The following is a 13,077-nucleotide window of genomic DNA, read 5'->3' as shown; positions in this document are numbered from 1 at the left end:
TCATCCGGACCGGGAGGGACGACTCACCCGTGCGCGACGACGGCGACGGGGCACCGGACGTGGTGCATAGCGGCATGTGCGACCGGCCCCGTGCGCATGCCGATCCTGGCCGGACGGTTCCGGCGGCCGACGACCAGCAGACCGGCGTCGTCCGTGGCATGGAGCAGCCGCTGCGCCGGATGTCCCTCTTCCGCCATCTCGACGACCTCGACCGTCGGGTACTTCTCCCGCCACGGCCGCAGCGCCGACGCCAGCGCCTTGTCGGCGGCCGCCCCCATCGTCCTGCGCACCTTCGCCACCGCCGCACTCTGGACGTACGGCAGGCGCCAGGCGTACACGGCCCGCAGCGGGGCGGCGCGCAGCAGCGCGCTCTCGAAGGCGAAGGAGAGGAGCTCCTCGGACGGATACGCCGGGTCCACGCCGACCACGACGGGGCGGTACGGCGTGTGCGACGACAGCCTGCCCTCCGCATCCGGCAGATGCTCGTCCTCAAGTGTCTGATCGGCCCGTACAAGTACGACGGGCCGCGCCACATGGGCGACCGTGGCCAGCGCCACCGAACCGGCCAGGAACCCGCCGAAACCGCTGAACGCCCGGCTGCCCAGCGCCAGCAGCTCGGCCTCGTCGCTCGCCGCCACCAAGGCGTCGGCCGCGGGCCGGGAGATCTGCTCGGCGCTCAGATAGACCTGCGGGTAACGCTCGTTGAGCCGGTCCATGGCGCCGCGCAGGATCCGCCGCGCCCAGTACCGCGGTGCCTCCAGTTCGGGCAACTCCGACTGGTCGGGCGACACACCGCCCTCCCAGGCGTGCACCAGGCGCAGCGGCAGGCCGCGCCTGAGCGCCTCCCGGGCCGCCCAGTCGGCGGCGGCGAGGCTTTCGCGGGAACCGTCCAGTCCCACCACAACGGGGCGAAGCACGGCCAACACCTCCCCGGGTCGGTGCCCGCACGCCGGTGTGCGGACCCCTTCGGTTCCAGAATCCCCGCGCGGGCACCGGCTCGGGCAGGGGCCACAGCGGCCCGCGGCGGGGGGCCGAACGGCCCTTCGGTACCGGTCGGTGCGGCACGAGGCCGGTACCGAGCCCGAGGCGATCAGCGACGTCCGCCGGCGGGCCGACCGCACGCGCTTGTCGCCTGCCTGACCGGCCATGGGCCCTTCGGCCCTACCGGAGGGCGGACGCCCCTCGGTTCACTGCCTCAGACGGGTCGTGACAGGGAGAGGACCAGGCATGTTCGGCAGGACGGGGCGGGGCCGGTGATCGTCGCCGTGGGGCACGCCGATCTGACCGTGCCCACACTGGAGTTGGTGGAGGCCGAGCTGAAGGACCGCCTGGCACGCCTCACCGAGGGCGCCGGCGGTCTTGTACGTGCCGGGGCAGGGCTGCCTCTGACGTTCGGACGGGCGGTGCGGGAGGCCGGGCGCAGGCTCGTGGTGCTTTTGCCGACAGCGCTCGGTGCCCGCGATCCTGCCGGAACCCGACCGTTCGGCGGCCGCGGAGCTGCTGATGCTCGCCGAGCACGTACGGCTGCTGGCCTTCGACCCCGCCGACAGGGACGCCCGCATCGGCGCCGACGAGCGACTCGTCGCCGCGAGCCGGAAGGTGCTGGCCGTCTGGGACGGTTCCCCGACCGATGGCAGGGACGCCACCGCGCACCTCGTCGCCTGTGCACGGGCGCGGGGCATCCCGGTCGAGGTGATCTGGCCCAGGGGTGCGGCGCGGGTCTCCGCTGCGGTTCGGCAGCGCTGAGGGTTCGCGGGGCCTTGTCTCGGTGCGTTCCCCTCGAACGGGGTCGCCCCGATGCGAGGGAGGTCGAGAGACTCGGCGGAGCGCTCAGCCGATGTCCCGCCGTCGGAAGCCCGCCACACCGGCCGCCGTGAGGGCGGCCGCGATCGCCGTGAGGAGCGCCGGTGCCGTGAGGCCCAGGTCGGCCGCCGGTGCGTGCGGTATGTGCTCGAACGGCGAGATGTCCCTGACCCGGCCCGGGAGATCGAGGGCCTCGCCCAGCAGGCCGATGACGAAGCACGCGAGGAGGGCGGCCCAGGCGGCGATTGTGCCGCGCGGGACGAGCCCGTACAGGGCGATCGCGAGACCCGCGAGCAGCCAGAGCGCGGGAGTGTAGGCCAGTGCGGCGCCGACGAGGCGGGGCACCTGGCCCAGGTCACCGCTGGTGATGCCGTACGCGAGCCCCGTGCCGAGACCGGCCGCGACGAGCATCGCGACGCTGCCGGCCAGCGCCACCGTCAGGTGACCGGCCACCCAGCGGCCACGGGAGACCGGCGTGGCGAGCAGCGGCTCGGCGCGCAGTCCGCTCTCCTCGCCGCGCAGCCGCAGGACGGACTGGACGGTGTAGCCGGCACCGAGGAGAGCGACGACGAGGAGCGACTGGGACAGGTAGGAATCGGTGAGGCTCGCTCCGCCGTACCCCGTGATCAGGTCCTCCAGGGCCTCGTTGTCGGCGACGAAGTCCTCGACATCGTCGGCGACCCAGCCGTAGGCGAGACCGGTCAGGAACACACCGCAGCTCCAGCCGATCAGGCTTCCGCGCTGCAGGCGCAGGGCCAGCCCGAGCGGCCGGCCGAGGCCGCGTGCCGCCCTCGGCGGGCCCGGCCGGGGCGGCACGAGGCCCGCACCGAGATCTCGCCGGTCGGACAGCGCGTGCGCCCCGAGCACGGCGGCGGCGGCGAACACGGCGGCGATCAGCAGGGGCCACCAGCGTTCCCCCGCGAAGGGCCGTGTCTTCTGGACCCAGCCGATCGGGGAGAACCACGACACCGTGCCGTCCCCGATGTCCCCGACGGCACGCAGCAGGAAAGCCACGCCTAGCACGGCCCCGATGCTGCCGTGCACGACCCTGGTGTTCTCCGAGATCTGGGCGACGACGAGGGTGATGGCGGCGAAGACGAGTCCCAGCGCGCAGAAGGAGACGCCGAAGACGACCGAACCCGTGACGGGCAGGTCCATGGCGATGAGGCCGAGTGCCACCAGCGCCCCGACGACCACGTTCATGCCGGACACGACCAGCAGAGCGGCGGTGGCGTTCGCGTGTCCGCCGACCGGAAGCGAGCCGATCATCTCGGCGCGGCCGGCCTCCTCCTCGGCGCGCGTCTGCCGCCCGGTCATGAAGGTGCTCATCACGGCCACGAGGACCAGTCCGAAGGTGCCGACCTGAAAGGCCACCTCACCGCCCAGCGTGTCGAGGCCCTGGGCCGGTCCGTTGAAGGCGATGGCCGCGGCGTTGCCCTCACTGGCCTCGGCCGCCACGTCGAGGTCGTGCTGGGTGGGGTAGAGCCCCTTCACGCTCGCCGCTGTCAGCAGCACCAGCAGCGGAATGGCGACGGTCCAGATCAGGATGCGGACCCGTTCGCGGCGCAGGATCAGCCGGGTGAGGACTGCCGTGCCCGTCTGATCGGTCGCGAGGGTCATCGCGTCTCGTCCTTCACGCGTGGGACGGGCTCCGCGTCGTAGTGGCGAAGGAACAGTTCCTCCAGGGTCGGGGGCCGGCTGGTGAGGGTGCGGATGCCGAAGTCGGCGAGCCGGTGCACGGCCTCGTCCAGGCGATCGGTGTCGACGTCGAAGCGGGCCCGGTGGTTCTCGACCCGCAGATCGTGGACGCCCGCGAGCACGCCGAGGCCGCTGGGTGGGCGGACCGTCTCGACGTCGATCGACGTGCGTGTCAGATGCCGTAGCCCGGCCAGCGTGCCGCTCTCCACCGTGCGGCCCGCCCGGATGATGCTCACCCGGTCGCACAGCGCCTCCACCTCGGCCAGGATGTGGCTGGACAGCAGCACCGTGCGGCCCTCGGCCTTCACCTCGCGGATGCAGTCCTGGAAGACGCTCTCCATCAGCGGGTCCAGACCCGAGGTCGGCTCGTCCAGAAGCAGCAGTTCGGCGCGGGAGGCCAGCGCCGCGACCAGGCCGACCTTCTGCCGGTTTCCCTTGGAGTAGGTGCGGGATTTCTTTGTCGGGTCCAGCTCGAACCGGTTCAGCAGCTCATCGCGCCGGACCGGGTCGAGGTCGCCGCGCAGTCGGCCGAAGACGTCGATGATCTCGCCGCCGGTGAGCTTGGGCCACAGGCTGACATCGCCCGGCACGTAGGCGAGCCGCCGGTGCAGGGCGACGGAGTCGCGCCAGGGGTCACCGCCCAGCAGCCGGGCCTCGCCCGCGTCGGCCCGGAGCAGTCCGAGCAGGACACGGATGGTCGTGGTCTTGCCGGAGCCGTTGGGTCCGAGAAAGCCGTGCACCTCGCCCGTGGTGACGGTCAGGTCCAACCCGTCCAGCGCACGGGTTCGCCCGAAGGTCTTCACCAGCCCCGAGACGGCCACGGCGACGGAGCCGTCACCGCCCGGCTCACCGCGGAGCTGTGGAGCGGAAACCGTGGACATGAAGCCTCCCGTGTCGGCTGCTTCAGACGCTGTCGCACGGCGTACGGACCTCGGCAGGGGCCGAAGGTCCCGGGCGGCCGAGCGGTCGGCCCGCATCAGGACGCCTCGGCCGCTCCGCCCGTGTCCGAGGCCGCGGGGCCTCGTCGGGCGGCAGCCGCAGACCTGTTGTGCGGAGAAGAGGTGCACGGCGTGCGCGCGCGGCGCGATGGCAGGTGCTCGCCCTTGCCGTGGGCATTGCGCCGGACCGGTGCCCGGACCACGAGCTCGGCGTTGATCGGCGAACTGGTCCACCTGGGCATCCTGCTTCAGCCGCACGTGCAGGGGACCCGGCGGCTCCGGGCGCGGAGGCTGTTCCGCCGCAGCGTCGTCTCGTCCACCTCCGGGGAGAGGAGAAGGAATCGGGACGGTTTGCAGATTCATCCTGCGCTTTCCGAGACAGCGAGGCGACTCGGGCGACGCCGCACCCCGGGGACGGAAGAGAGTTCGTGGCGCGGCAGGAGCGCGGTCGCACTGTGATCGAAGCCGGCGGTCATGTTTCCTTCGCCCGCTTGGCCGGCCGCCCGGTCTGCCCGGCGGAGGCGATACCCGGGGTGCGGGTCCGTGGGGTCCGGGGCGGCCGTAGCTCAGAGCCGGGTGGCGAGGCAGCAAGGTGTGGTGGGGCGGCGGCGCTCTCACTCTCGGCTGTCGGGGAGTGCGATCTCCGCCCAGATCGTCTTGCCGCCGGCGTGGTGTCGGGTACCCCAGCGCTCAGCGAACTGAGCCACGAGCAGCAGTCCGCGCCCGCCCTCGTCGAAGGTTCGCGCCCGCCGCAGGTGCGGAGCGGTGCTGCTGCTGTCGGAGACCTCGCACAGGAGCGCGGTGTCATGGATGAGACGCAGTTGGATGGGTGGTTGGCCGTAGCGGATGGCGTTTGTGACGAGTTCGCTGGCCACCAGCTCGACAGTGAAGGCCACATCGTGCAGACGCCACCGCGTCAGCCGGGCCAGGATCTCCGCACGGGCTTCGGCCACCGCGGCCGGGTCGGACGGCAGCTCCCACGTGGCGACCTGGTCGGCGTCGAGGGCCAGGGTACGGGCGACGAGCAGGGCGGCGTCGTCCTGCGGCTGGGTGGGCAGAAGGCTCCGGACCAGGTCGTCGCAGGTGGCCTCGAGCGAGGGGCTGGGCCGTTCCAGGCGCCGGCGCAGTTCTGTCTGGCCCTTGCCGAGGTCCAGTTCGGCCCCCTGGATCAGGCCGTCCGTGTACAGCGCCAGGAGGCTGCCCGGGGGCAGTTCCCACTCGACCGTTTCGAAGGGCAGACCGCCCACACCCAGCGGAGGCCCGGAAGGGACCTCAACGAAGTCCGCCACGCCATCAGGGGTGACGACGGCGGGCGGCGGGTGGCCGGCGGTGGCGGCCGTGCAGCGACGTGTGACCGGGTCGTACACGACGTACAGGCATGTGGCGATCAGGTCGGTGGAGATCCCGAGGTCGGACTCGGGGCCCTCGGTGGTGTCCTCCTCAGCTGCGAGATGGGTGACCAGGTCGTCGAGATGGACGAGGAGCTCGTCCGTGGGCAGGTCGACGTCCGCCAGGGTGCGTACGGCGGTCCGCAGGCGCCCCATGGTGGCGGAGGCACGCAGGCCGTGCCCCACGACGTCCCCGACGACCAGCGCGACCCGGGCGCCCGACAGAGGGATCACATCGAACCAGTCGCCCCCGAGCCCGGCCCGGGTACGGGTCGGCAGGTAGCGGTAGGCGACCTCGACGGCGTCCTGGGCGGCGAGCCGACGGGGCAGCAGACTGCGCTGCAGCGCCAGTGCGGTGGTGCGTTCGAGCGTGTAGCGGCGGGCGTTGTCCACGGCCACTGCGGCACGTGCGCCGATCTCCTCGGCGAGGAGCAGATCGTCCTCCTCGAAGGGATCCGGACGCCGGTGGCGGACGAGGACGGCCACGCCGAGGGTGATGCCGCGGGCCCGGAGGGGAATGACCATGACCGAGTGGATGCCGAAGGCACGGACCACCCCTGACCGCCCCGGGTCGGCCTCTTGCCACTCCCTGATGGCCTGGTCGTCCAGGGTCCGGTGCAGCGAGGACCGGCCGGTGGCGAGGCAGCGGACCGGGGGCGTGGACTCGGGGTAGTAGTCCACGTCTCCCTGCTGGATCACGGCCTCGGGTACGCCGTGGAGGACGGACTGCTGTGCCGCACGGCGCAGGGCGACGGTGCCAGGGGCGGAAGGCCTCGGCTCGGCACCCCGGAACAGGGAGTCCAGCAGGTCGATGCTGATGAAGTCGGCCAGCTTGCCGACCGCCAGGTCGGCCATCTCCTGGGCCGTGCGCATCACGTCCAGGGTGCTGCCGACCTGCGTGCTGACGTCGTTGAGCAGGGCGAGACGCTCTCGGGCGAAGTGCTGCTCGGTGACATCGAGTGCCGTGACCTCTACGTGCCGGACCTGCCCTGCCCGGGTGAGCGGGGACACGGTCACGGCCCAGACCCTTTCAGGCGCGTCGGGGCGAGGTCGGCCGCGCACATGGAAGTGTTCGGGTTCCCCCGTGGTGAACGCGCGATGCATGCCGTCCTCCACCCGCCGGCAGATGTGCGGCGGCAGAATGTCCGTGACACGTCGACCACACATCTCCTCTTCGGTGAGACCGAGTTCCCGGACGGCGCCGGCGCTCGCCCGCAGCGCCCGCAGACGGGAGTCGTACACCATCAGGGGCAGGTCGCACTGGGCGAAGGCTTCCTCGGTGATCAGCCCGTTCGGTGTCAGCTGATCCGGTGTCAGCTGCTCCGGTTGTGGCTGCTTCTGTGGCGTGATCACCACGAACTGCTGCGCATTGCCCTCGCCATCACATGACGGATAGGCCCGCACACGTACGTCCACTCGCCGACCACTGCGGTGCCGGAGCCGGATCGTTCCACCGCGCTCGCCGGGGACCGCCGGGAATCCCCTTTCGACGTCCGCGCCCGAACCGAGCAGGCCTTTCACGGGACGGCCGACGATCTCCCCGTATGCATACCCGAGCAGCCGTTCGGCGCCCCCGCTCCACCCCCTGACGATCCCCTGCGTGTCGACGAGCGCCGTGGCCGGGCCGGACGCGGCCGCCGGGTCCGGACGGGGGTCGGAGCCGTTGCCGAGTGGGGTGCCACTGGTGTCACCGTGCATGTCGATCTCGCCCATCCTGCCCCGCGGACACTCGGGCTCGAGACCATCGGGACCACGGGATGACTGAGGCGTCCGGGCGACGCTGCGCCCTCCCCCCACTTCTACCGTTCTTCACCAAGCCCCGCACGTCGTGAGGCCGTGACGCCATCCGTCGGGTCATGGGCGGCGACCATCGCCATGTTCTGGTGCACCACGGCGCACACCCTGCGGCACGGCATCATCCGAGCCGTTGGATGGCGAGCTCGCGGGTCGCGGGTCCCGGGCGATGCGGTCCGGCACGTCGAGCCGGGGGCGTGACGGCACCGCCGCCTGGGGCACTGATTCGGACATTCCCGCCGTTCCTGGACCAGATCTTGGTCGGCGGCGTGCGGCGCGGGCAGGGGCGCCCGTCATGTCTTGAGCGTCTCGCGGCCAAGAGGGCCGGTCGGGCCGGCCCGGCGGGCGCAGGAGATGCGGAATTGCAAAATTTCGCAATTGCCTAGATGCTGTGTTTGCTGTGCCCGTTCTCCGGCAGCCGCCGGCGCAGCGTTTCGTGTCCACCCCGAGGTGGGGTGCTGTAGGGGAAGCCGAGGGATCGTGTCCGTTCCGCTGTACCAGGCCAAGGCCGAGTTCTTCCGGATGCTGGGGCATCCCGTGCGGATTCGGGTACTGGAGCTGCTGCAGGACGGGCCGAGGCCCGTGCGGGAGCTGCTGACCGCCATCGAGGTGGAGCCGTCGACTCTGTCCCAGCAGCTGGCGGTGCTGCGGCGGTCCGGGATCGTCACCGCGACCCGGGAGGGCTCGACCGTCGTCTACGAGCTGGCGGGTGGGGACGTGGCGGATCTGATGACGGCCGCGCGCCGGATCCTGACCGAGATGCTCGCCGGGCGCAACGAACTGCTGGCCGAGCTGCGGGAAACCGAGGTCGCCGCGCGATGACCTCGGCGATCGGCCGGGCCACGGCCCGGCTCACCGCGCTCCTGCCCACGCGCGACGACCTGACGGACATGCGGCGTGCCCCGCGGCGGGACCTGCTCGCCGGCCTGACCGTGGCGATCGTGGCGCTGCCGCTCGCCCTCGGCTTCGGCGTTTCCTCCGGTCTCGGCGCCGAGGCGGGACTGGCGACCGCGGTGGTCGCCGGTGCGCTCGCTGCCGTGTTCGGCGGGTCCAATCTCCAGGTGTCCGGACCGACCGGGGCCATGACCGTGGTGCTGGTGCCGATCGTCGGCGAGTACGGTCCGACCGGCGTGCTGACCGTGGGGCTGATGGCGGGCGTCATACTCGTGGTGCTGGCCGCGCTGCGGTCCGGCAAGTACATGCAGTACGTGCCCGCGCCGGTGGTGGAGGGCTTCACGCTGGGTATCGCCTGCGTGATCGGGTTGCAGCAGGTCCCGAACGCGCTCGGCGTGCCCAGACCCGAGGGCGATCGCGTGCTGGTGGTGACCTGGCGGGCCGTCGAGGAGTTCGCGCACCGTCCGAACTGGACGGCGGTCGGATTCGCCGTGTCGGTGGCCGCGGTCATGCTGATCGGCGCCCGCCGCCGCCCGACCGTCCCGTTCTCCATCCTCGCGGTCATCGCCGCCACGGTCGTCGCCGAGGTCGCGGGCCTGGACGCGGCGCAGCCGATCGGCGACCTTCCGTCCGGGCTGCCCGCGCCCTCGCTCGGCTTCCTGGACCTCGGCTCGCTCGGGACGCTGGTCGCACCGGCCGTGGCCGTGGCGGCGCTCGCGGCTCTGGAGTCGCTGCTGTCCGCCTCGGTGGCGGACGGCATGACGGTCGGGCAGCGGCACGACCCCGACCGCGAGCTGTTCGGCCAAGGGCTGGCCAACATCGCGGCCCCGCTGTTCGGCGGAGTGCCGGCGACGGGCGCGATCGCCCGGACCGCGGTCAACGTCCGCACGGGTGCGGGCTCCCGGCTGGCCGCCCTCACCCATGCGGCGATCCTCGCCATGATCGTCTTCGCGGCGGCTCCCCTGGTGTCGAAGATTCCCCTCGCCGCCCTCGCCGGTGTACTGCTGGCCACCGCCGTCCGCATGGTCGAGGTCGGCTCGCTCAGGGCCATGGCCAAGGCCACCCGCTCGGATGCGCTGATCCTCGTCCTGACCGCGGTCGCGACCCTGGCACTGGACCTCGTGTACGCGGTGATCATCGGCCTGGTCGTCGCGGGCGCCCTCGCCCTGCGCGCCGTGGCCAAGCAGGCCAGCTTCGGACAGGTCCCGCTCGATCGGGGCGACCACAGTGAAGAGGAACACGCACTGCTGGCCGAGCACATCGTCGCGTACCGGATCGACGGACCGCTGTTCTTCGCCGCCGCACACCGCTTCCTGCTGGAGCTGACCGAGGTGGCCGACGTACGGGTCGTGATCCTGCGCATGTCGCGGGTGTCGACGATGGACGCCACCGGCGCCCTCGTACTCAAGGACGCGGTGGAGAAGCTGAAGCGGCGCGGCATCCTCGTCCTGGTCTCCGGCATCCGCCCCGAGCAGCGTCAGGTCCTGGAATCCGTCGGCGCGCTGGAACTGCTGCAGTACGACGGCCGGGACTACGCCACCACGCCGGAGGCCATCCGGGACGCTCGGGATCACCTGGAGCAGGCGGGAATTCTGCCCACGGGCGCAGCCCGGCAGAAGCAGAAGGCAGTCCCGAGCCCCGCCGGGTCTCCCGCCGAGTTCAGTGAAGGGTCCGCGCGATGAGTCTTCCCGTCGAGGCCCGGCGCATGGTCGAGGTTTCCGGTGCGGAGGCCCTGTGGCTGGTGGAGGGGAGCAGCCTCGGGCGGCTGGTGTACCCGCAGCGGGGGCAGACCGTCGTACGGCCTGCCCGGCATGTGTGGGAGTACGGGCGTCTGATCGTGCGAGCTCCTGTCCAGGCGGCTGTCGTGCCCGAAGCGGCGACGTACCAGGTGGACGAGATCCGGGCCGTGGCCGGCACCGGCTGGACGGTGACCCTGTCCGGCCCCGCCGAGGTGATCACCGATCCCGACGAGGCGGCCCACTACCGACGCACCCTGACCGGCTGGACCCACGGCCCGCACGACACCGTGCTGCGCCTGCACCCCAAGACGGTCAGCGGCTTCCGCCTGGTCCGCGCGGAGTCGTGATGTCGAAGCGACTGGAAACCCTCCCACTCCGGCACGTGCTCACCCTGCCGACCATGCCGGCTGCCGTGCGCATGGCCCGCGAGACGGCCGAGCAGGCGCTGGTCGAATGGGGGATCGGCCTGCGGCACCCCGCCGTGGACCCGGCGTTACTGATCCTGGGCGAGCTGGTGACCAACAGCGTCCGGCACGCCGCCGTCTGCTCCCCGCAGCTGACCGTGATCTACGCGGCGGGGCGGGACTGCATGGCCTTCGCCGTCCACGACCGCCACCCCTACCAGCCTCCACTGCGCGGTGCGTCCGGCGGGACCGGTGGGCTGGCCACGGTCATGGAGCTGACTCTGGGGCTGGGCGGCAGCGCGGTCGTCCGCGCGGACGCCGACAGGCTCGGCAAGAGCATCTGGATCACCCTCCCCCTCTGAATCCGTGACTGAACTCCCCGCTGAATCCGACCGAACCCCCCTCTGAACCCGACTGAATCCGACGGACCGCACCACAAGGAAGTTCACCCCCATGACCATCGAGTGGCGGTACACCATCGAGCAGGATCTCGGCATCCTCTCCGTCGCCGGATACCTGGGTCCCGACGCTGTCCGTCGTTTCGGTGGCGCAGTCGGCTGGGTCGTCGCCCGCGGTACCGGACCGGTCATCCTCGACCTGAGCGAATTGCGCAGCTGGTCCACCGAAGGCCAGCTGGCCATCATCGAGGCCGCACACCGCCTCGCCGCAGCGGGCCGACACCTGGAACTGGCCGCCATCCCCGCCGACGGCTCGCTGGTCCCGCCCGGCGACTGCCCGGACGTCCCCGTCCACTGCGACCTGGCCGCCGCACTCGCCGCCCACGCCCGGGGGCCGGCCGCTCCCGAGGAGAGCAGGCAGGCGTGGCGCACCGACGGCTGGCCCGCCTGATCCCCGCCAGACCCCGACCTGACCCACGTATCGGCTCACTGACTGAAAGATCCATGCCATGAGTGACAACAGCCTTCCCGCCTGCCCCGAATGTTCCGGCTCGTACACCTATGAGATGGGTGCGCTCCTGGTCTGCCCCGAGTGCGGGCACGAGTGGTCGCCGTCCCAGGAGTCCGTGGAGGGTGCCTCCGGGGACAGGGTGATCCGCGATGCGGTCGGCAACGTGCTCGCCGACGGTGACACCGTGACGGTGGTCAGGACGCTGAAGGTCAAGGGCAGCCCGACCGGGATCAAGGCGGGCACCAAGGTGCGCAACATCCGCCTCGTCGACGGCGTGGACGGCCATGACATCGACTGCAAGGTCGACGGGTTCGGCGCCATGCAGCTCAAGTCCAGCGTGGTCAAGAAGGCCTGACCGACCGGCCCGGGCCAGGGCGGTTGCCCTGCGCGCATCGGTTCGATGTCCGGTTCGGTGAATCCGGTGGCGGTGAGCAGGCGGCGCAGGCGATCGAGGTCGGACAGTCACCCGCGAGTGCGGGGTGGCCGGTGCCGCAGGCGAGGATGGTCGTATGTTCTTGACGAGCGAAGCGAGATGGGTCCCCCCGCCCGAAGGGTGGGGGAGGGTGGATGCGATGCGCCGCGTTTCGGCCGGTCGGGCCGTGCTGTGGTGTCGGGGAGAGGACGGCACGATGAGTGCACCGCTGTACCAACTGAAGGCCGAGTTCTTCAAGACTCTGGGTCATCCGGCTCGTATCCGGGTCCTGGAGCTGCTGAGCGAGCGCGAACACGCAGTCGCCGAGATGCTGCCCGAGGTCGGCATCGAACCGGCGCATCTGTCCCAGCAGTTGGCCGTGCTGCGGCGGGCGAATCTGGTGGCGACCCGCAAGGAGGGCTCGACCGTGTACTACTCGCTGACCAGCCCGCAGGTCGCGGAGCTCCTGCGAGTCGCGCGGACCATTCTGTCCGGGGTGCTCGCGGGGCAGGCCGAGTTGCTGGCCGACCTGCAGGCCGCGCAGGGCGAGGGAAAGCCGACGTCGTAGCGAGGGTCTCCCACGGCGACCGTCTCACCAGGACAGCGTTCGGCGAGGAGTTCCTCGGGCGAGTCGGTGTGCGTCCGGCCGGCGCTCCCCTCCTGACCGCCGGCCGGACACCGGATTCCCCACCCGGACGCGGGAGGTTGCCGGGCAGGGAAAGCCCGTCCGGGGCCGACCGCCCACGGCCGATTCCTGAGCAGCGGCCGGGGGCTGATGCCCCGCACACGACCCTAGGCTGCCGGCGGTCCGGCGAGGAGAGCCGTTGGGGACATCCGGCCAGGCCAACCGGCCTATTGATGTGTACGACTGCTCAGCACGCCGGTCCGATGGTCGTCCTCCCCGCGAACGCACCCGGCTCCGGCCCGCCCCGCTCAACGCGTCCTCGCTCAGCGGCGATTGGCCCGGCGGCCGCCAATGCGTGCGGCAACGCCGGAAGGAGGGTCGTCGTCCGCGCTTCTGATGCCGCGTCACCGACGCCCGGCGCGACCCGAGTCGATGCCGTACGGCCTGCTCGTCAGGGCCGTACGGCACTTGGG

11 protein-coding genes and 1 pseudogene are annotated in these 13,077 nt (G+C 71.8%); 8 read left to right on the top strand and 4 right to left on the bottom strand.

Translation table 11 applies throughout. The features are described from left to right. Positions 1-23: 23 nt before the first annotated feature. Positions 24-917, bottom strand: coding sequence for a universal stress protein (locus ACIBU0_RS32760; RefSeq protein ID WP_398825718.1), 894 nt, complete (start codon positions 915-917; stop codon positions 24-26). A gap of 336 nt (positions 918-1,253) precedes the next feature. Here ACIBU0_RS32760 and ACIBU0_RS32755 point away from each other — a divergent pair. Further along, a pseudogene (locus ACIBU0_RS32755) lies at positions 1,254-1,746 on the top strand (hypothetical protein). Positions 1,747-1,830: 84 nt separating this feature from the next. On the opposite strand, the gene ACIBU0_RS32750 reads toward ACIBU0_RS32755, so the two are convergent. The 3 genes from ACIBU0_RS32750 to ACIBU0_RS32740 all read right to left on the bottom strand — a co-directional run bounded on the left by ACIBU0_RS32750 (position 1,831) and on the right by ACIBU0_RS32740 (position 7,540). Next, entirely contained in the window at positions 1,831-3,423 is a 1,593-nt protein-coding gene (locus tag ACIBU0_RS32750) for an ABC transporter permease (RefSeq protein WP_398825716.1), read from the bottom strand. After that, entirely contained in the window at positions 3,420-4,382 is a 963-nt protein-coding gene (locus ACIBU0_RS32745; RefSeq protein ID WP_398825713.1) for an ATP-binding cassette domain-containing protein, read from the bottom strand. Before ACIBU0_RS32745 ends, ACIBU0_RS32750 begins: the two co-directional genes overlap by 4 nt. A gap of 671 nt (positions 4,383-5,053) precedes the next feature. After that, positions 5,054-7,540 (bottom strand): SpoIIE family protein phosphatase, encoded by a 2,487-nt coding sequence (locus ACIBU0_RS32740; RefSeq protein WP_398825711.1) that lies wholly within the window; start codon positions 7,538-7,540, stop codon positions 5,054-5,056. Between the two features lie 561 nt (positions 7,541-8,101). On the opposite strand from ACIBU0_RS32740, the gene ACIBU0_RS32735 reads away from it, so the two are divergent. The 7 genes from ACIBU0_RS32735 to ACIBU0_RS32705 all read left to right on the top strand — a co-directional run bounded on the left by ACIBU0_RS32735 (position 8,102) and on the right by ACIBU0_RS32705 (position 12,547). Continuing rightward, complete coding sequence (locus ACIBU0_RS32735; RefSeq protein WP_398825708.1) at positions 8,102-8,443, top strand: ArsR/SmtB family transcription factor; 342 nt, start codon at positions 8,102-8,104, stop codon at positions 8,441-8,443. After that, complete coding sequence (locus ACIBU0_RS32730) at positions 8,440-10,197, top strand: SulP family inorganic anion transporter (protein ID WP_398825705.1); 1,758 nt, start codon at positions 8,440-8,442, stop codon at positions 10,195-10,197. Before ACIBU0_RS32735 ends, ACIBU0_RS32730 begins: the two co-directional genes overlap by 4 nt. Next, positions 10,194-10,601, top strand: coding sequence for a pyridoxamine 5'-phosphate oxidase family protein (locus ACIBU0_RS32725; protein WP_398825702.1), 408 nt, complete (start codon positions 10,194-10,196; stop codon positions 10,599-10,601). Before ACIBU0_RS32730 ends, ACIBU0_RS32725 begins: the two co-directional genes overlap by 4 nt. Then, positions 10,601-11,020, top strand: a complete 420-nt coding sequence (locus tag ACIBU0_RS32720; RefSeq protein WP_398825699.1) for an ATP-binding protein — start codon at positions 10,601-10,603, stop codon at positions 11,018-11,020. The genes ACIBU0_RS32725 and ACIBU0_RS32720 overlap by 1 nt, the downstream gene beginning before the upstream one ends. Before the next feature lie 91 nt (positions 11,021-11,111). Then, a complete protein-coding gene (locus ACIBU0_RS32715) occupies positions 11,112-11,507 on the top strand; it encodes an STAS domain-containing protein (RefSeq protein ID WP_398825697.1) in 396 nt (131 codons plus the stop codon). Between the two features lie 58 nt (positions 11,508-11,565). Beyond that, a complete protein-coding gene (locus ACIBU0_RS32710) occupies positions 11,566-11,922 on the top strand; it encodes a zinc ribbon domain-containing protein YjdM (RefSeq protein WP_398825694.1) in 357 nt (118 codons plus the stop codon). Positions 11,923-12,196: 274 nt separating this feature from the next. After that, a complete protein-coding gene (locus ACIBU0_RS32705) occupies positions 12,197-12,547 on the top strand; it encodes an ArsR/SmtB family transcription factor (RefSeq protein ID WP_398825692.1) in 351 nt (116 codons plus the stop codon). Positions 12,548-13,077 lie beyond the last annotated feature (530 nt).

Source organism: Streptomyces sp. NPDC049627, from assembly GCF_044465645.1.
GTDB lineage: Bacteria > Actinomycetota > Actinomycetes > Streptomycetales > Streptomycetaceae > Streptomyces.
The sequence above is the reverse complement of the archived record's forward strand: the minus strand, read 5'-3'. Positions and strand labels throughout refer to the sequence as shown.